At 51.2% G+C, this 18,387-nt stretch carries 14 protein-coding genes and 1 pseudogene; 7 read left to right on the forward strand and 8 right to left on the reverse strand.

Translation table 11 applies throughout. The annotated features are described in order from the left end of the window. Positions 1–17: 17 nt before the first annotated feature. Positions 18–896, reverse strand: coding sequence for a small-conductance mechanosensitive channel MscS (gene mscS, locus OGV98_RS03900; protein WP_286551048.1), 879 nt, complete (start codon positions 894–896; stop codon positions 18–20). 364 nt (positions 897–1,260) lie between these two features. After that, positions 1,261–1,464, reverse strand: coding sequence for a YfgG family protein (locus OGV98_RS03905; RefSeq protein ID WP_049002457.1), 204 nt, complete (start codon positions 1,462–1,464; stop codon positions 1,261–1,263). Between the two features lie 351 nt (positions 1,465–1,815). On the opposite strand from OGV98_RS03905, the gene OGV98_RS03910 reads away from it, so the two are divergent. Then, positions 1,816–4,086, forward strand: a complete 2,271-nt coding sequence (locus OGV98_RS03910; RefSeq protein WP_044714606.1) for a bifunctional diguanylate cyclase/phosphodiesterase — start codon at positions 1,816–1,818, stop codon at positions 4,084–4,086. Here the strand turns inward: OGV98_RS03910 and ppx are convergent. The 4 genes from ppx to purM form a co-directional block, all read right to left on the reverse strand. After that, positions 4,066–5,607 carry an exopolyphosphatase gene (gene ppx, locus OGV98_RS03915; protein WP_003037914.1) on the reverse strand — a complete coding sequence of 514 codons (1,542 nt, stop codon included), beginning with the start codon at positions 5,605–5,607 and terminating at the stop codon, positions 4,066–4,068. The two genes, OGV98_RS03910 and ppx, sit on opposite strands and share 21 nt — an antisense overlap. Positions 5,608–5,611: 4 nt before the next feature. Further along, positions 5,612–7,678 carry a polyphosphate kinase 1 gene (ppk1, locus tag OGV98_RS03920; RefSeq protein WP_003037917.1) on the reverse strand — a complete coding sequence of 689 codons (2,067 nt, stop codon included), beginning with the start codon at positions 7,676–7,678 and terminating at the stop codon, positions 5,612–5,614. A gap of 214 nt (positions 7,679–7,892) precedes the next feature. Next, the gene (purN, locus tag OGV98_RS03925) at positions 7,893–8,534 is read right to left on the reverse strand and encodes a phosphoribosylglycinamide formyltransferase (protein WP_003838482.1); all 642 of its coding nucleotides are present in this window, start codon (positions 8,532–8,534) and stop codon (positions 7,893–7,895) included. After that, entirely contained in the window at positions 8,531–9,568 is a 1,038-nt protein-coding gene (purM, locus tag OGV98_RS03930; RefSeq protein WP_003838485.1) for a phosphoribosylformylglycinamidine cyclo-ligase, read from the reverse strand. Before purM ends, purN begins: the two co-directional genes overlap by 4 nt. Before the next feature lie 295 nt (positions 9,569–9,863). Between purM and OGV98_RS03935 the strand changes: the two genes are divergently transcribed. From OGV98_RS03935 to OGV98_RS03950, 4 genes are all read left to right on the forward strand, one after another. Further along, a complete protein-coding gene (locus OGV98_RS03935; protein ID WP_057102003.1) occupies positions 9,864–11,294 on the forward strand; it encodes a 6-phospho-beta-glucosidase in 1,431 nt (476 codons plus the stop codon). Positions 11,295–11,478: 184 nt separating this feature from the next. Further along, positions 11,479–12,105, forward strand: coding sequence for a uracil phosphoribosyltransferase (upp, locus tag OGV98_RS03940; RefSeq protein WP_003037929.1), 627 nt, complete (start codon positions 11,479–11,481; stop codon positions 12,103–12,105). Positions 12,106–12,201: 96 nt separating this feature from the next. Next, the gene (gene uraA, locus OGV98_RS03945) at positions 12,202–13,491 is read left to right on the forward strand and encodes a uracil permease (RefSeq protein WP_003037932.1); all 1,290 of its coding nucleotides are present in this window, start codon (positions 12,202–12,204) and stop codon (positions 13,489–13,491) included. Positions 13,492–13,586: 95 nt separating this feature from the next. Then, positions 13,587–14,288, forward strand: coding sequence for a DnaA inactivator Hda (locus OGV98_RS03950; protein ID WP_211924219.1), 702 nt, complete (start codon positions 13,587–13,589; stop codon positions 14,286–14,288). 33 nt (positions 14,289–14,321) lie between these two features. Here the strand turns inward: OGV98_RS03950 and arsC are convergent, their stop codons facing one another. Both arsC and bepA read right to left on the reverse strand, forming a co-directional pair. Further along, positions 14,322–14,681: an arsenate reductase (glutaredoxin) gene (arsC, locus tag OGV98_RS03955; protein ID WP_003037937.1), complete on the reverse strand. Its 360-nt coding sequence runs from the start codon at positions 14,679–14,681 to the stop codon at positions 14,322–14,324. A gap of 123 nt (positions 14,682–14,804) precedes the next feature. Beyond that, the gene (bepA, locus tag OGV98_RS03960; RefSeq protein ID WP_003037939.1) at positions 14,805–16,268 is read right to left on the reverse strand and encodes a beta-barrel assembly-enhancing protease; all 1,464 of its coding nucleotides are present in this window, start codon (positions 16,266–16,268) and stop codon (positions 14,805–14,807) included. Positions 16,269–16,494: 226 nt separating this feature from the next. Here bepA and OGV98_RS03965 point away from each other — a divergent pair, with 226 nt between their 5' ends. Continuing rightward, complete coding sequence (locus OGV98_RS03965; protein ID WP_003037941.1) at positions 16,495–17,559, forward strand: AI-2E family transporter; 1,065 nt, start codon at positions 16,495–16,497, stop codon at positions 17,557–17,559. Between the two features lie 166 nt (positions 17,560–17,725). Further along, a pseudogene (locus OGV98_RS03970) lies at positions 17,726–18,386 on the forward strand (nucleoside recognition domain-containing protein). Position 18,387 lies beyond the last annotated feature (1 nt).

Consider the following 18,387-nt stretch of genomic DNA (forward strand, 5'->3'; position numbering starts at 1 on the left):
TACCGAAGCGCTGTGAATTAATCAACCAACTGTAGCTGGGGTTGAGATTGGGGGGCTACGTTCTCAACGCGAATATCCATCTGCGGATACGGCAGAGAGATATGGTTGGCGTCCAGGGCTTCTTTAATGTTTTCCAGCAAATCGTAATAGGTATTCCAGTATTCGATGTTGGGCACCCATACGCGGACGTAAAAATTCAATGCTGAAGCGCCCAGTTCGCCCAGACGAACGGTTACCCCACGTTGCTTATCGATGCGGGTATCCTGATCGATAATATGGTTAATCACGCGCTTAACGTCAGCTATCCGGCTCTGATAGCCGACGCCAATCACCAGATCGATACGGCGGAAAGGGTGGCGGGAATAGTTAATGATATTGTCAGCGATGATCTTACCGTTTGGAATGACCACTTCTTTGCTGTCGGCGGTGAGCAGGGTGGTGGAGAAAATATGTACCTTTTCCACCGTTCCGGTGACTGCCCCAATTTGTACCACTTCTCCGGCGCGGAATGGACGCAGGGAGACCAATAGTACGCCAGCGGCAAAGTAGGAAAGCGATCCTTGTAGCGCGAGTCCAATGGCCAACCCGGCGGCACCAATGACGGCAATAATGGAGGATGTTTCGATACCGACGCGACCCAATGCGGCAACAACGGCAAAGGCGAGAGTAATGTAACGTACCAGCGCGGTGAAGAACTGGATAATGGTTCGGTCAACTTTACGTTTTAAAAGTAATTTTTCCAGACCACTGGAGATCAGGCGAGAGACAAATTTACCGACAAACAGTAAAATTACGGCGGCAACGATATTCCAGCCGAATTGAATAACCGCATCGCTGTGTCCAGCGATCCATTCAAGACCGCTGCTTATTTTCGGAAATAATGAAAAACCACTCATGGTATTACCCTGTAGAATTTAAAATGGTAATGATTCAAATAAGCATTTAATTTCATACATAATATTAATGCTTTCACCTGTGATATTTTCTGGTGATATTAATTGGCGTCTATTTGAACACAGTGTGTCTTTTTATACCCAGTAAATCGGAACGTAAAAATGAGCGCGAATGGTGCAGTGAAGTGAGATTAAAAGATTGTGAATTTGTGCGAAAAACACGGTCTGTTATCGGATAACTCCGTGCGTGTGGTGGGTAAGGCAGCGTATTGTTTCATCACTCAAATCCCTTACCGGATGGTTAAATGTCAGGCGATTAGCCATCCGGTAAGGAATCTTAATGCTGAGATATTACAGGTGCGAGCGATCAGCGCGCGTCGGTTTGAGCAGGAGATGCCTGTTGCGGCTGGGTGATCTGCTGAGAGTCTTTTTTGTTCTGGTGGTGGTGCCACGCACCTATAGCGGAGTAGACGAAGCGTCCGAAGAAGAAGAGAAAGCTGATAAGCAGTACGATCCGGATCATGCGACTATTAAATCGGTGTCGTTTGCGTAGGCTGGTAACCTGGCTCACAAAAGGTTCCTTGTAGTGTACCCAACTGAGGGCGATACTCACATTAAGGCATACTGTGAGGCAATGGTCAATTTTTCGTTATGTAAAATTGCTTCAGTTGTTTTATCCTCATATGTTATGAAAATTAATATTATTATTTGCATTAATAATGAATTAACGATAAGAAACGATGAAAATAGTAATAATTGATTAATGAGGGGCTTTTTTTTTTGATATATATCAAACGTCACCCTTTACTGATAACTAAAATTGATGAGACATAGTAATGTATTTAACTTCATCATTTTAGAGTCAGGTGGGATGCCTGTCTGAATACCCCCTGCAGGATGTGCGGGATTCTACTGAGCATCTATGAAACTCAATAAAAATTATATTTGTATGAGAGATAGATGGTGGGCGTTACCTCTCATCATACCATCTTTGCTGTTGCCTATATTGAGCACTGCCAATACCTATGCCCATATTAGTACTGGGACCGTAATTCTTTTCTACATGCCTTTGGCGTTGATGATTAGCCTGATGCTATTTTTTGGCTGGGCGGCATTGCCGGGAATTATCATTTCCATTATCTGCTACAAATATCCGCAGGTTGGGTTATTTGAAACGCTCTCAATAATTTCGCACTTTATTGTAACGATAGTGCTGAGTTGGGGAGGGTATAAAGTATTTGCACCCCGGCGGAACAACGTGTCTCACGGTGACTCCCACCTGATGTTTCAGCGCATGTTTTGGCAGGTCTTCTGCCCGGCGACGCTGTTTCTGATCCTCTTCCAGTTTGCCGCGTTTGTGGGTGTTTATGAGAGTAAATCCGGCATGGTGGGGGTTATGCCCTTTAATACTGGCACGTTGATCAACTATCAGGCTATGCTGGTCGGGAATCTGATTGGGGTTCCTTTGTGCTACTTTATTATTCGCACGATCCGCAACCCTTTGCATGTCAGAGGCTATTTTTCTCAATTAAAGCAGCAGTTTGATACCAAAGTTACCAAAACTGAGGTTGCGGTCTGGCTGATTATATTGGCTGTACTTATGGCATTGCTGTGTATGCCGTTAAATGAACAAAGCTCAATATTCAGCACAAATTATACTCTGTCGTTGTTGCTACCTGTCATGCTCTGGGGAGCAATGCGTTACGGTTACAGATTTATTTCGCTGATATGGTCTGTCGTACTTATTACCGCAATTCATTATTACCAGCGCTATATGCCCTGGTATTCTGGCTACGATACCCAGCTTGCCATTACCTCATCGAGTTATCTTGTTTTCTCCTTCATCGTGAACTTCATTGCCGTACTGGCAACGCGCCAACGCTTTGTTACCCGGCGCAACCATCGTCTGGCATTCTTTGATCCGATGGTGCATCTGCCAAATTTGCGCGCATTGAACCGGGATTTGAAAAAAACGCCATGGTCAGTGCTCTGCTTTTTGCGTGTTCCGGGCATGGAGCTACTGGTAAAAAATTACGGCATTATGCTGCGTATCCAGTACAAGCAAAAACTCTCACAGTGGATAACGCCACTGTTGGCACAGGATGAGCATGTCTATCAGTTATCGGGTAATGACTTAGTTTTGCGTTTTAACACCGAGTCGTATCAGGAGCGCATTGAAGCCCTGGACAGGCATATCAAGCAGTTCCGTTTTATTTGGGATGGCATGCCATTACAGCCGCAGGTGGGGATCAGTTTTTGCTATGTCCGTTCTCCTGTTAACCATATCTATCTGTTACTGGGAGAGTTAAGCACCATTGCCGAGCTTTCTCTGGCGACCAATTCACCAGAGAACTTGCAGCGCCGAGGCGTCATGCACTTGCAACGTGACCTGAAAGATAAGGTTGCGATGATGAATCGTCTACAGCTGGCGCTGGAGCACAATCGCTTTTTCCTGATGGCGCAGCCGATTTTTGGCGTACGCGGCGACGTTTATCATGAAATCCTGCTGCGTCTTGAGGGAGATGACGGTGAAACTATCCCGCCTGATTGCTTCTTGCCGATCGCACATGAGTTTGGCTTGTCGTCCAGCATCGATATGTGGGTGATTGAAAATACGCTGAAGTTTATGGCACAGAATCGGGAAAAAATGCCCGCCCGTCGGTTTGCCATTAACCTGTCACCCACTTCGATATGTCGCGCCCGACTTCCGCATGACATCAAGCAGCTACTGGTTAAGTACAAGGTTGAAGCGTGGCAGTTGATTTTTGAAGTCACGGAAAGCAACGCCTTAACCAATGCGGAACAGGCACAGGCAACGTTACTGCAGCTGCAATCACTGGGCTGTCAGATTGCGATTGATGATTTTGGTACGGGTTACGCCAGCTATGCGCGGCTGAAGAATGTGAGTGCCGATATCCTGAAAATTGATGGCAGCTTTATTCGCAGTATCGTTTCGAATAGCCTCGACTACCAGATCGTGGCCTCTATTTGCCATCTGGCTCGGATGAAAAGAATGCTGGTGGTTGCGGAGTACGTCGAAAGTGAAGAAATACGCAGTGCGGTAATTTCGCTGGGGATTGACTACATGCAGGGGTACTTGATTGGTAAACCACAGCCATTGCATGAAACGCTGGAAGAACAGGCGCCAGACGCGCTGGCACCTGTTCTGAGTTTATGCGGCGATATCGGGTGAGGTTTCTTCTTCAATTTTGAGACGCCAGCCGGTTACGCCCTCCCAGTATTGCTGCTCTTTTTCCAGATCGAGCAGCACCAGCGCATTTTGGCTAAACCAGTCATGCGGGAAACGTAAGGTCCAGTGGTTGTCGTCGGTTATCAGAGTCAGGGTTGGCGGCGTGGTGGTCGCCTGACGCTGATTATTCAGCAGCACGCCCAGGCGTAACAGTTGAATTAACGGCAGAAACTGTTTTTTCTTGAACAGTGTAAAGCGGGGCAAGTCATCCAGTTTCACCGCTTTGCGATGATAACGAACTAATGTTGCCATCATCAGTTGTTGTTCCTGATTAAACCCCGGTAAATCGCTGTTTTGTAAGATATAAGCAGAGTGGCGATGTAAGCCGCTGTGGTTGATGTTCAGCCCAACCTCATGCAGCATCGCTGCCCAGCGCAGTAATGCTTCCAGTTGAGGATTGGCCAGTTTGGGCTGTTGCGTATGCCACTGGTCGTACATTTGCATCGTTGTTTCCAGTACGCGCCGGGCCTGTTCACTGTCAATGTTGTACTGGTTCGCCAGACTGCTGGCGGTACGGCTGCGAACGTCCTGGTGGCGAAAACGTCCTTCCATCTCGTACAGTACGCCTTCGCGTAGTGCGCCATCAGAAAGGCGAAGTTCGCGGATAGCCAACGCGTCAAAAACGCCGCACAGAATCGCGAGTCCGGGTACAAACACTGCTTTTCGTTCTTCTGACAATCCCGGCAAGCTGAGCGCATCAAATGACGCATGCTTCAGCACTTCAGATGTCAGTTTGTCCAGGCGTTCGGGGGTGATAAAACCGTCTTTTTCCCCCATCTCCAGCAGCACTTCGTGTGCCGCTTTAATCGTGCCTGACGCGCCCATTGCGACGTTCCAGCCCTGAATGCGAAACTGCCACGTTAAGGTTTCAAGCTTTTGCGCTGCCGCCATGCGGGCACGCTGGAAGTTTTCCCGGCTGATAACACCGCCCGGGAAATACATCTGGGCAAAACTGACGCAGCCCATACGGCGGCTTTCGACCAGCTTGGGTTCGAAATCTTCGCCGATCACCAGTTCTGTTGAGCCACCGCCGATATCGATAACCAGCTTGCGGCCTTTTTCCGGCTGAGTGTGCTCCACGCCCATAAAAATCAGTCGGGCTTCTTCGTTACCGGAGATAATCTCAATCGGGTAGGGGATGACTTTTTCCGCTCGCTTGAGAAAATCGGTCGCATTCAGCGCCTGACGCAAAGTATGGGTTCCCACGATGCATACGCTTGACGGGGGAAAGCCCTGCAGGCGTTCGGCGAACAGCGACAGGCAGCTTAATCCGCGTTCCATTGCCTCTTCGCTCAGCTTGTTATCTTCGCCGAGACCATCCGCCAGATGAACGCGCTGTTTCAGCCGCCCGATAATCTGCATTGCGCCATCTACCACGCGGGCAATGACCATATGGAAACTGTTTGAACCAAGGTCGACCGCAGCAAATTCCTGCGGTCGTGGAGTCTTGTCGTGTATTGGCATAGCGTTAGTCAGGTTGCTCGAGTGATTTGATGTAGTCGTAAATCGCCAATTGTGACTGAACTTTACGGCGGTTTCCGCGTGGTACGTAGCGATTACTGAGTTCTTTATCGATGAAGCGAGCCTTCACCGTGTCGCTGAACAGGATATCGATAATATCCAGCACGCGCTGCTTAAGGCGCGGGTCCAGCAGCGGAGTGGCGACTTCGATACGATAGTCGATATTGCGGGTCATCCAGTCTGCAGAGGAGAGGTATACCTGCTTATCGCCACCGTTTTCGAAAATATAAACCCGGTCGTGTTCAAGGTAGCGGTCGACAATGCTTATCACGCGAATATTATCGCTGATGCCTTCCAGGTTCGGGATCAGAGAGCACATACCGCGAATCAACAAATTAACCGGTACGCCTGAGCTTGAGGCCGCATAGAGACGATCAACCAGGCCTTTATCGACCAGGTTGTTCAGTTTTAGCGTGATACCGGAAGGCTGGCCTTGCTGCGCATTGGCGATCTCTTTGTCGATCATCGCGTACAGCAGACGGCGTGAGTTCTGCGGAGAAACCAGCAGATAATCGAACGTCACCGGACGATACGGGTTTTCGATGAAGTTGAACACCCGACGAACCTCGTTGGTGATGCGTGAATCAGCGGTAAGCAACGAGTAGTCGGTGTACAGCCGCGCCGTTTTTTCGTTGAAGTTGCCCGTCCCGATATGCGCATAGCGCACGACTTCATCACCTTCTTTACGCGAGATAAGGAACAGTTTGGCGTGAATTTTCAGACCCGGCGCGGAGAAGATGACGTGAACGCCCGCTTCGGTCAGACGCTTGGCCCAATGAATGTTGGCTTCTTCATCAAAGCGCGCCTGTAATTCCACTACCACGGTGACTTTTTTACTGTTATGCGCGGCATGGATCATCGCGTCGATGATGCGCGAGTCTTTCGCCACACGGTAGATGTTGATCTTTATTGCCAGTACGCTCGGGTCGAAAGACGCCTGGCGCAACAGTTCAAGAACGTGCTCAAAGGTGTGGTACGGGTAATACAGCAGCACATCGCGCTCGCGGATTGCATCAAATCCGTTACGGAATTTCTCATTGTCGAACCAGATGTGGCGCAGACGCGGCAGCGGCTTATTCACCAGGTTGGCTTTGCCAACGTTGGGGAAGTTAATAAAGTCTTTGAAGTTATGGTAACGGCCGCCGGGAACAATCGAGTCGTAGCGAGAAATCGTCAGTTTTTCACGTAGCACCTCGACCAACGCATTGGGCATGTCGCGCTGATAGACGAAACGCACAGGCTCTGCGGTCAGACGCTGTTTCAGGCTGGAGGACATCAGCTCCATCAGGCTCGATTCCATCTCGTGCACCAAATCGTATTCGGCGTCACGGGTCATTTTCATCGAATAGGCGTTAAGTGCGTCGTAATCAAAGAACCCTTTGAAAATATCGTCAAGGCAATAACGTAAAATGTTGTCCAACAGGATCATCGGTTTGCGACGACGCGGAGTTTCCGGCGGCAGATTCACAAAACGGGGAACCTTGTCAGAAGGGATTTCCAGCAGCGCGTAGCGGATTGTATCGCCGCGGATAATCTCTACCGCCAGATAGGTGTAGTCATCTTTCAAAAACTGGACTAAATCCGTCTCGCGGTTAATCAGGATCGGCGTGATGTGCTGGCGAAGATATTGCTTGAAGTAATGACGCAACCAGCTCTGCTGATTGGCCGATAGCTGGCGTTCATTGATTAAGAAAATCTGATTGCGCGCCATCTCCAGCAGCAACTCGTTGTACAGACCGTCAAATTCCTGATCGGCTTTTAATACGCGGGCCTGGATTTTGCCTAACAGATGGCGGGAGTGAGAGTTTGAACCCTGTTCTTCGCTAATAATGATTCGGCGCTTCAGTTCGGCAAAACGAACCTTATAAAACTCGTCGAGGTTATTGGAATAGATGCCTAAGAAACGCATCCGTTCGATCAACGGGTTTGACTTATCAGCAGCTTCCTGGAGTACACGTTCGTTGAACGCTAACCAACTGAGTTCTTTCTCGATGTATAGCTTTTCCTGACCCATTACCACTTTTACTCCGTTTCATTCACGGGACACTACCGATTTATTATGGCGAGCATTGCTCTCAGATGTCCAACTGTGCCAGAAAAATATGACAATAAACCGTCTGATAGCAAAGAGAAAGGGGGAGCGTAGATGAATACCGGTGGTATTAACCGGAAAAGGTAGTTATGCCTGTAAGCCGGATGGTGACATGCGGCTTACAGGTTGAATTTTATTATTCGTCGGCGGCGTAGCCTTGTGGCGGTAGGCGGATGCCATCCAGCCATGCAGCGTTATCACGCATTTTCAGGCGACCATCAATAAACCAGCTTACCACCAGTGGGTAAATGGTATGTTCCTGAGCCTGAACCCGCGCCGTGACATCATCTTCGCTGTCGCCTTCAAATACCGGAACCTTGGCCTGGAGAATAACCGGTCCGCCGTCCAGTTCATCAGTGACGAAGTGGACGGAGGTACCATGCTCTTCATCGCCGTTTTCCAGTACCTGGCGGTGCGTATGCAGGCCGGGATACTTTGGCAATAAAGACGGGTGGATATTCAGCAATCGTTCAGAATAGTGCGCGACAAACGCCGGGCTGAGGATGCGCATATAACCGGCCAGCACCACTACATCCGGCGCCCAGGCGTCAATTTCTTGCATCAGTTGGCGGTCGAAGGCTTCGCGACTGGCAAACTGGGCGGCTTCCAGCGAGTGTGCCGGAATATTCGCTTCGCGTGCGCGCTCAAGGCCGAACGCATCGGCCTTGTTACTGAATACTGCACGTATGGTGCCATTGATTTTTTTCTGTTCACAGGCGTCTATTATCGCCTGCAAATTGCTTCCGTTACCGGAAATGAGCACCACAATGTTTTTCATTCAATGACCACACGCTGTTCGGAATCAGAAGCTTTGATGATACCGATTTTCCATGCGTTTTCACCTTTCTCATTGAGCAAAGCCAGGGCTTTGTCCACTTCCGGAGCTGGCAGGGCGATAACCATACCTACACCGCAGTTAAAGGTGCGATACATCTCATGTTGGCTGACGTTACCCGCCGTTTGCAGCCAGTTGAAGACGGCTGGCCACTGCCAGGAAGACTCGTCGATCACGGCCTGCGTGTTGTCTGGCAGAACGCGTGGAATATTTTCCCAGAAGCCGCCGCCGGTCAGGTGGGCAATGGCGTGCACATCAACCTTCTCGATCAGTTCCAGAATGGATTTTACGTAAATGCGGGTCGGAGCCAGCAAGTGGTCGGCCAGCGATTTACCTTCAAGCTCGGTGGTTTCCGGGTCACAACCGCTGACTTCAACGATTTTACGCACCAGAGAGTAACCGTTGGAGTGCGGACCGCTGGAGCCGAGCGCAATCAGTACGTCGCCGTCAGCCACTTTAGAACCGTCGATAATCTCTGATTTTTCGACGACGCCAACACAGAAACCTGCCACGTCGTAATCTTCGCCGTGGTACATCCCCGGCATTTCAGCTGTTTCCCCACCGACCAGCGCACAGCCAGACTGCAGGCAGCCTTCGGCAATCCCGTTAATGACGCTGGCTGCGGTGTCCACATCCAGTTTGCCGGTTGCATAGTAGTCGAGGAAGAACAGCGGCTCAGCGCCCTGAACCACGAGGTCGTTGACGCACATTGCGACGAGGTCAATGCCGATAGTGTCGTGGCGTTTCAGATCCATCGCCAGACGCAGTTTTGTACCAACGCCATCAGTGCCGGAAACCAGTACCGGTTCACGATATTTTTGCGGCAATGCGCACAGCGCACCGAAGCCACCCAGACCACCCATAACTTCCGGACGACGCGTTTTCTTTACTACGCCTTTGATTCGATCAACCAGAGCATTACCTGCATCAATATCAACACCGGCATCTTTGTAGCTAAGAGAGGTTTTATCGGTCACTGCCTGCTTCCCCACATGTTTACTTGCAGTAAAAGTTAAATTCGGCGCAATTCTAACAGGGAAAGCAAACGTTTGCGAGCCTGCTCTGCATCAAGTTTTATCTGCTGGTTTTTTCAGCATTTTACAATCATTTATCTATTTGTTTGAACTGCGCCACGAAAATGAAACCGGGTACAGCCTTGTGCTTGAAACCTGCCAGCCGAATGCACAGTATCGTACTGAAACCGGTTTCTGTTTTCTGTTGCGGGCCTCATTTGGAGCGTTTTGCGCAGAGTCATCACGATAGGGGAAGGGGATGTCAGGATTTAAAGCAGATTTCATGTGGGGTGGCGCTGTCGCCGCTCATCAACTGGAAGGTGGCTGGCAGGAGGGCGGTAAAGGAATTAGCGTTGCCGATGTCATGACGGCGGGGGCGCATGGCGTGGCGCGTGAAATTACTGACGGTGTGATTGCCGGTAAAAACTACCCTAACCACGATGCCATCGATTTTTATCATCGCTATAAAGACGACATCAAGCTGTTTGCCGAAATGGGGTTTAAATGTTTTCGCACTTCTATTGCCTGGACGCGGATTTTCCCTTTAGGTGACGAAGCGCAACCCAATGAAGCTGGCCTGCAGTTCTATGATGATCTGTTCGACGAATGTCTGAGATATGGCATTGAACCGGTGATTACGTTGTCGCACTTCGAGATGCCCTACCATCTGGTGACGGAGTACGGCGGCTGGCGCAACCGTAAGCTTATCGACTTTTTTGTCCGTTTTGCCCGGGTGGTTTTCACTCGTTACCAGCACAAAGTGAAGTACTGGATGACGTTTAATGAGATTAACAATCAGGCAAATTATCACGAAGACTTCGCGCCCTTTACTAACTCTGGCCTGAAATATCTGCCTGGTGAAGACCGCGAGCCGGTCATGTACCAGGCGGCGCACTACGAGCTGGTGGCAAGCGCGCTGTCGGTGAAGGTCGCGCGTGAAATTAACCCGGCGCTGCAAATTGGCTGCATGATTGCGATGTGCCCAATTTATCCGCTGACCTGTGCGCCGAACGACATGATGATGGCGATGAATGCTATGCACCGGCGTTACTGGTTTACTGACGTCCATGTGCGCGGCAAATACCCGCAGCATCTTCTCAATTACTTTGCCCGTCGTGGCTTTGAACTGGATATCACCGAGGAAGACCGTCAGGCGCTGACCGAGGGCTGCGTTGATTACATCGGCTTTAGCTATTATATGTCTTTCGCGACCCAGGCAACGGCGGACAACCCACAGCTGGATTACGACGAGTCGAAAAGCCTGGTTTCTAACCCGTACGTGCAGAAGTCGGACTGGGGCTGGCAGATTGATCCCGTCGGTCTGCGCTATTCGCTGAACTGGTTTTGGGATCATTATCAGTTGCCGCTGTTTATTGTTGAAAACGGCTTTGGGGCGATTGACGTGCAGCAGGCCGACGGCTCGGTGGATGATTCCTATCGTATTGACTATATGGCCGCCCATATCCGCGAAATGAAAAAAGCGGTGGTGGAAGATGGCGTGGATCTGATGGGTTATACCCCGTGGGGCTGTATTGATTTAGTCTCGGCCGGGACGGGGGAGATGAAAAAACGCTACGGCTTTATCTATGTTGATAAAAATAATGACGGGAGTGGGACATTAGCACGCTCGCCGAAGAAATCTTTTTCATGGTATCAAAACGTCATCCAGAGTAATGCTGAAAATCTATAAAATTCATAGCATTGATAACAACCCCCCGCACTTATTGTGGGGGTTGTTTTATACTCATCATCCAGACGCAAACGATTTTGGTTGATCCATATCAAGCGTATGCAGTGTTGCGCCAGAGACGAAAAGCGGTATAATCCGGCGATTTTTTTTGTGGTTGCCACTCGTCTGAGGAAAGGAGAAGAGTATGAAGATCGTGGAAGTCAAACACCCACTCGTCAAACACAAGCTGGGACTGATGCGTGAAAACGACATCAGCACTAAACGCTTTCGTGAACTCGCCTCGGAAGTTGGCAGCCTGCTGACTTATGAAGCAACCGCCGGTCTGGAAACCGAAAAGGTGACCATCGAAGGCTGGAACGGCCCGGTTGAAGTTGACCAAATCAAAGGTAAAAAAATCACCGTTGTGCCAATCCTGCGTGCGGGCCTGGGCATGATGGAAGGCGTTCTGGAAAACGTTCCGAGCGCGCGTATCAGCGTGGTCGGTATGTACCGTAATGAAGAGACGCTGGAGCCGGTTCCGTACTTCCAGAAGCTGGTTTCTAACATTGATGAGCGTATGGCGCTGATCGTTGACCCGATGCTGGCAACCGGCGGTTCCGTTATCGCTACCATCGACCTGCTGAAAAAAGCAGGCTGCAGCAGCATTAAAGTCCTGGTGCTGGTTGCAGCGCCGGAAGGTATCGCGGCGCTGGAAAAAGCGCACCCGGATGTTGAGCTGTACACTGCCTCCATCGATCAGGGACTGAACGAGCACGGATACATTATTCCGGGGCTCGGCGATGCCGGCGATAAGATTTTTGGTACCAAGTAAACGAATAAGTGAAAAGAAGCCGACTTTAAGAGTCGGCTTTTTTTTGAATAAAACAACCCAATCGCTAATAACAAACAACACTCAGAGGAAAACACTATGACGCGCCGTGCTATCGGGGTGAGTGAAAGACCGCCGCTTTTACAGACAATCCCGCTTAGTTTACAGCACCTGTTCGCCATGTTTGGCGCAACGGTACTGGTGCCAGTCCTGTTTCATATCAACCCAGCTACCGTTCTGCTGTTTAACGGTATCGGTACTTTACTGTATCTCTTTATTTGTAAAGGTAAAATTCCGGCTTACCTCGGTTCAAGCTTTGCGTTCATTTCCCCGGTTCTGCTGCTGCTGCCGCTAGGGTATGAAGTGGCGCTGGGCGGTTTCATTATGTGTGGCATCCTGTTCTGCCTGGTTTCGTTCATCGTTAAGAAAGCCGGTACTGGCTGGCTGGATGTAATGTTCCCGCCTGCGGCGATGGGCGCAATCGTTGCCGTTATCGGTCTGGAACTGGCGGGTGTCGCTGCGGGTATGGCGGGATTGCTGCCTGCGGAAGGACAAGCGCCAGACTCAACAACCATCATCATCTCAATGGTGACGCTGGCGGTGACAGTATTTGGTTCCGTGCTGTTCCGTGGCTTTATGGCGATTATCCCGATTTTGATTGGGGTGCTGGCCGGGTACGCGCTCTCCTTCGTGATGGGCGTCGTGGACACCACGCCGATAGCGCAGGCTCACTGGTTTGCTCTGCCGACGTTCTACACGCCGCGCTTTGAATGGGTCGCTATTCTGACCATTCTGCCTGCGGCGCTGGTGGTTATTGCTGAACACGTCGGCCACCTGGTGGTAACGGCGAATATCGTGAAAAAAGATTTGATTCGCGATCCTGGCCTGCATCGTTCTATGTTTGCTAACGGCCTGTCGACGGTGATCTCCGGCTTCTTCGGTTCTACGCCGAACACCACGTACGGCGAAAACATCGGCGTCATGGCGATTACCCGCGTTTACAGTACCTGGGTTATTGGCGGTGCGGCGATTTTCGCCATTCTGCTCTCCTGCGTGGGTAAACTGGCTGCGGCGATCCAAATTATTCCACTGCCGGTCATGGGCGGTGTCTCTCTGCTGTTGTACGGCGTGATTGGCGCTTCCGGTATTCGCGTGCTGATCGAGTCAAAAGTTGACTACAACAAAGCACAGAACCTGATCCTGACCTCGGTCATTTTGATCATCGGCGTCAGCGGCGCGAAAGTTCACATCGGTGCTGCTGAGCTGAAAGGCATGGCGCTGGCGACCATTGTGGGTGTCTGTCTGAGTCTGATTTTCAAAGTTATCAGCCTGCTGCGTCCAGAAGAAGTGGTGCTCGACGCCAAAGATGCCGACACTGAGCAACAGTAAACCTTTGACCGGGCGGCGATGCTGCCCGGTTCTATCGCGACGCATTTCTGTGTTAAACTCAACGCGATTTTATGAAATCCTGGGTTGAGGTATCTCTGAACACACCGGCACAGCTCTCTTTGCCACTTTATCTTCCTGACGACGAAACTTTCGCAAGTTTCTGGCCGGGGGATAACTCCTCTTTACTGGCTGCACTGCAAAACGTGCTGCGTCAGGAACATAGCGGGTATATTTATCTCTGGTCGCGTGAAGGCGCTGGCCGTAGTCATTTGCTGCATGCAGCCTGTGCGGAACTGTCCGCGCGCGGCGATGCGGTAGGCTACGTGCCGCTCGACAAACGCACCTGGTTCGTCCCCGAGGTGCTCGACGGGATGGAGCATTTATCGCTGGTATGCATCGATAACATCGAATGTGTGGCTGGTGATTCACTGTGGGAAATGGCGATCTTTGATCTCTACAACCGTATCCTGGAGTCGGGGAAAACACGCCTGCTGATCACCGGCGATCGTCCACCAAGACAGTTGAATCTGGGATTGCCAGATCTCGCTTCGCGTCTGGACTGGGGGCAAATCTACAAGCTGCAACCACTTTCCGATGAAGATAAGCTGCAGGCGTTGCAATTACGCGCCAGACTTCGCGGATTTGAACTGCCGGAAGATGTGGGCCGCTTTCTGCTTAAGCGTCTGGATCGGGAAATGCGTACGCTGTTTATGACGTTGGATCAGCTTGATCACGCATCGATCACCGCCCAGCGTAAGCTGACCATTCCGTTCGTAAAAGAAATTCTGAAGCTGTAAGCGCCGCAGCCAAATGACTGCGGCAGGTTTCGGTTAACCGACGATTTCCAGTACCTGCTCCGGCGGGCGTCCAATTCGAGCCTGACCTTTGGCAACTACGATCGGGCGCTCCATCAGTTTCGGGTTTTCCACCATTGCCTGAATCAGCGCATCTTCACTCAGATTTTTGTCCGCCAGGTTAAGCGATTTATAGAGATCCTCTTTCTGGCGCATCAGCTCACGCGCGCTGGACATACCCAGCATCTGCAGAAGTTCACGCAGGGTCGCGGCGTCAGCCGGGGTTTCCAGATACAGCACCACTTCCGGGTCCACGCCATTGGACTTCAGTAATTCCAGCGTTTCACGGCTCTTGGAGCAGCGTGGGTTATGGTAGATTTTAATCGCGTCTGACATGACTTCTCCTTGCATAACAATACTGCCGGATGGCGGCCAAAAGACCTTATCCGGCCTACATATCGCGTCTGACGTAGGCCGGATAAGACGCTACAGCGTCGCCATCCGGCAAGGGTTCGATAATTACATCTTCGTGTAGGGTTTAAAGCGTTCTTGCAGCTGGCGTAGCTGGTCGATACGGGCATCGTATCTGGCCTGTTGCTGGCTACCCAGTTTCACCTGAGAGCTTGCGCTGCTGAGCATCGAAATCGCCTGATCCAGACGTCCGGCGAGGGCATACCCCTCCGCCCGCGCCGCCAGCTCCTGATCGCGGTTGTTCAGGTTGGCTTCCGTTTGCGCTAACAGATCCCAGCCGTTAGGGTCGTCCTTATGGTTAAACGTATAGCGATTCAGGATGGTTGCCGCCTCTTTGGCTTGCCCACCCTGTAAATACGCATTCGCCAGGTTGAGTTGCAGTACTGGGTTAGTGCGCAGGTCACGGGCGTTTTTCAGGCGGTTAATGGCATCACTGGTTTTCTTCTGGCCGAGATCGATATCCGTTGCCAGGTCGAGATACCAGGCATTGTTCGCGTCTGCAGCCAGCAGCGGTTGCAGCGCTTTACGCGCCTCGTCATATTTGCTGGCTTCCATCGCCTGCAATGCCCGGCCATATTGTGCCGCACGTTGCTCACGTACGTTGCCTTTCGACCAGTTACTCAGCAGGTCATCGGTCAACTGGTTACGACCAGAGTTGTACATGCCCAAGGTTCGTGCCTTAGCCAGATAAAAATCTTCTGACGACTGGACGACCACCGGACGCATCTGGTTGGCGCGGTTACGGGCATCCGACAGGCGGCTTTCAGGCAGGGGGTGAGTCAGCAAAATTTCCGGCGGACGCGAAGAGTAACGGGCCTGATCGAGCAGTTTTTCGAGGAACGTCGGCATGGCCTGGGGATCGAATCCCGAGCGTTGCAGCACCTGAATACCGATGCGGTCTGCTTCCTGTTCATTTTGTTGCGTAAAGCTAATCATCCCCTGACGTGTACCCGCCAGCGTACCGGTCAGCGCCGCCATACCCGCCTGCGGGCTAGCCATCGCTAATAAAATTGAACCTAGCGCACCTACCCACGTTAGCGGCGCACTGCGTTTCTGATCTTCCATTGCACGCGCCAGGTGACGTTGTGTGACGTGGGAAATTTCGTGTGCCATAACCGATGCTAACTGGCTTTCGTTGTCGGAATAGCGGAACAATGCGGAGTGCAAGACAACGTTGCCGCCAAAGAAAGCAAAGGCGTTGATTTCATCGTTGTTGATCAAAAAGAATGTGAAGGGTGTTTTTACCGAGTCGGCGTGCGAGACCAGACGCATCCCCAGCGCATTAATGTATTGGGTGAGCAATGGATCATTAATTAATGGCGCACTGCCGCGCAGTTGGCGTACGTAATAATCGCCCATCTGCATTTCCTGTCCTATGGAAAGCGTACTGCCTGCCGACGTTCCCATATCAGGCAGGGTGTCCGCAGTATCAGCAAATGCGGGCGCAACCTGACCGATAGTCAGTGCGGCAATGAGGGTAGCAACCAGGTTTTTTTTCAACTGCCTGAACATAACCTCTGTCCTGTATTCTTTTTTGAGATAGCCATTTGACCAATGCTGTGAAGTATCGTTCACACTCCGCAAGCTTACGGAGTGTAACTGCGAAACCTGACGATGAACACCCAGGAAAAATGTCTTTTCACTTTGCGTAATCAGCCATAAAAAGCGAAGTCTTTTTTGTGACATTTCGATACAATTCGGGATCGCAATCCCGCTATTGGGTTCATGGAAGGGTTTTATGCTCGAAATGTTGATGCAATGGTATCGTCGCCGCTTTAGCGACCCCGAAGCCATCGCCCTGCTGATTATTCTGGTTGCCGGTTTTGGCATCCTGTTCTTTTTTAGCGGTCTTCTGGCGCCGCTACTGGTCGCCATAGTGCTGGCGTACCTGCTTGAATGGCCGACTGTGCGGCTGGAACATATTGGGTGTTCACGGCGTTGGGCGACATCGATTGTGCTGGTGGTGTTTGTCGGTATTTTGCTGCTGATGGCCTTTGTGGTGATGCCCGTTGCGTGGCAGCAGGGTATTTACCTGATCCGCGACATGCCCGGTATGCTCAATAAATTGTCTGATTTTGCCGCCACCTTGCCAAGACGTTATCCGGCGCTGATGGATGCGGGCATCATTGATGCGATGGCGGAAAATATGCGCTCGCGAATGCTCACCATGGGCGATTCGGTGGTGAAATATTCGTTAGCCTCACTGGTTGGATTACTGACCCTGGCGGTCTATCTGGTTCTCGTCCCGTTGATGGTGTTCTTCCTGATCAAAGATAAAGGACAGATGCTGAACGCCGTGCGCCGGGTGCTGCCGCGTAATCGTGGGCTTGCGGGGCAGGTGTGGAAAGAGATGAACCAGCAAATCACCAACTATATTCGCGGAAAGGTGCTGGAAATGGTGGTGGTCGGCGTGGCGACCTGGCTCGGCTTCCTGCTGTTTGGTCTCAACTATTCGCTGCTGCTGGCGGTGCTGGTAGGGTTCTCTGTGCTGATCCCGTATATCGGCGCTTTTGTGGTGACGATTCCGGTGGTCGGCGTGGCGCTGTTTCAGTTCGGGCTTGGCACCGAGTTCTGGAGCTGTTTTGCCGTGTACCTGATAATCCAGGCGCTGGACGGCAATCTGTTGGTTCCCGTGCTGTTCTCCGAGGCGGTCAATCTGCATCCATTGGTGATTATTCTCTCCGTGGTGATTTTCGGCGGTCTGTGGGGATTCTGGGGCGTATTCTTTGCGATCCCTCTGGCGACGTTAATCAAAGCGGTAATGCACGCCTGGCCGGATGGTCAGGTCGTTGACGAACCCTAATCTGCAAGATCCGGCGATATCATGTCGCCGGATCCGAACTTGTCTGACCTCTATCCACACTTTCTGAATAATCTCTTCTGCTGTCGTTTTTCTCCGCATTTGTCTTTAACTTGACCTGCGTGATGTCTTTCTGTCACGCAAGGAATAAGACCAACAGGAGAGCAAAATGGGTCACAACACACACACGCAGCAAAAGGTGGGATGGGGCGGTTATCTCGCTTTTTTTTATTACGATTATCCTTTTTTCCGGCATGTTTGCGAAAAGTACCGAATGGTGGCGGGTCTTTGACTTCACCGTCCTCAACGGCGCGTTTGGGCAGATTAATGCTGCAGGCGATACGGCGGTCTCTTTTCGCGGCTCTGGAGGGATGGGAGCCAAAGACGGCTTCTTATTCGCGCTTGAGCTGGCACCTTCCGTCATTCTTTCACTCGGGATTATTTCCGTCACCGAAGGGCTAGGTGGTTTACGTGCGGCACAACAGCTGATGACGCCGGTCCTGCGCCCGTTACTCGGTATTCCCGGAGTTTGTTCGCTGGCGCTAATTGCGAATTTGCAAAATACCGATGCCGCGGCCGGGATGACCAAAGAGATGGCGGAAGAGGGTATTATTACTGAACAGGAGCGTGCCATTTTTGCCTGCTGGCAAACCAGCGGCAGCGCGTGTATTACCAACTATTTTTCCTCTGGTGCTGCGCTGTTTACGGTGGTTACCGTTCCGGTGATTACGCCGCTGGCGGTGATCCTTGTCTTCAAATTTGTGGGTGCGAACCTGCTGCGTTTGTGGATTGCGCAGCTGGAAAATCGCCGTCTGCAGCAGGAGGTCTGAG

Source organism: Citrobacter sp. Cf136, from assembly GCF_030333815.1.
In the GTDB taxonomy this organism is placed as follows: Bacteria; Pseudomonadota; Gammaproteobacteria; order Enterobacterales; family Enterobacteriaceae; genus Citrobacter; species Citrobacter freundii.

Excerpts from the sequence above, each read along its gene's own strand:
- OGV98_RS03910 (WP_044714606.1), top strand. The coding sequence starts at position 1,816 with ATGAAACTCAATAAAAATTATATTTGTATGAGAGATAGATGGTGGGCG.
- arsC (WP_003037937.1), bottom strand. The coding sequence starts at position 14,681 with ATGTCAGACGCGATTAAAATCTACCATAACCCACGCTGCTCCAAGAGC.
- OGV98_RS03935 (WP_057102003.1), top strand. The coding sequence starts at position 9,864 with ATGTCAGGATTTAAAGCAGATTTCATGTGGGGTGGCGCTGTCGCCGCT.
- bepA (WP_003037939.1), bottom strand. The coding sequence starts at position 16,268 with ATGTTCAGGCAGTTGAAAAAAAACCTGGTTGCTACCCTCATTGCCGCA.
- upp (WP_003037929.1), top strand. The coding sequence starts at position 11,479 with ATGAAGATCGTGGAAGTCAAACACCCACTCGTCAAACACAAGCTGGGA.
- mscS (WP_286551048.1), bottom strand. The coding sequence starts at position 896 with ATGAGTGGTTTTTCATTATTTCCGAAAATAAGCAGCGGTCTTGAATGG.
- ppk1 (WP_003037917.1), bottom strand. The coding sequence starts at position 7,678 with ATGGGTCAGGAAAAGCTATACATCGAGAAAGAACTCAGTTGGTTAGCG.
- uraA (WP_003037932.1), top strand. The coding sequence starts at position 12,202 with ATGACGCGCCGTGCTATCGGGGTGAGTGAAAGACCGCCGCTTTTACAG.
- ppx (WP_003037914.1), bottom strand. The coding sequence starts at position 5,607 with ATGCCAATACACGACAAGACTCCACGACCGCAGGAATTTGCTGCGGTC.
- purN (WP_003838482.1), bottom strand. The coding sequence starts at position 8,534 with ATGAAAAACATTGTGGTGCTCATTTCCGGTAACGGAAGCAATTTGCAG.
- OGV98_RS03965 (WP_003037941.1), top strand. The coding sequence starts at position 16,495 with ATGCTCGAAATGTTGATGCAATGGTATCGTCGCCGCTTTAGCGACCCC.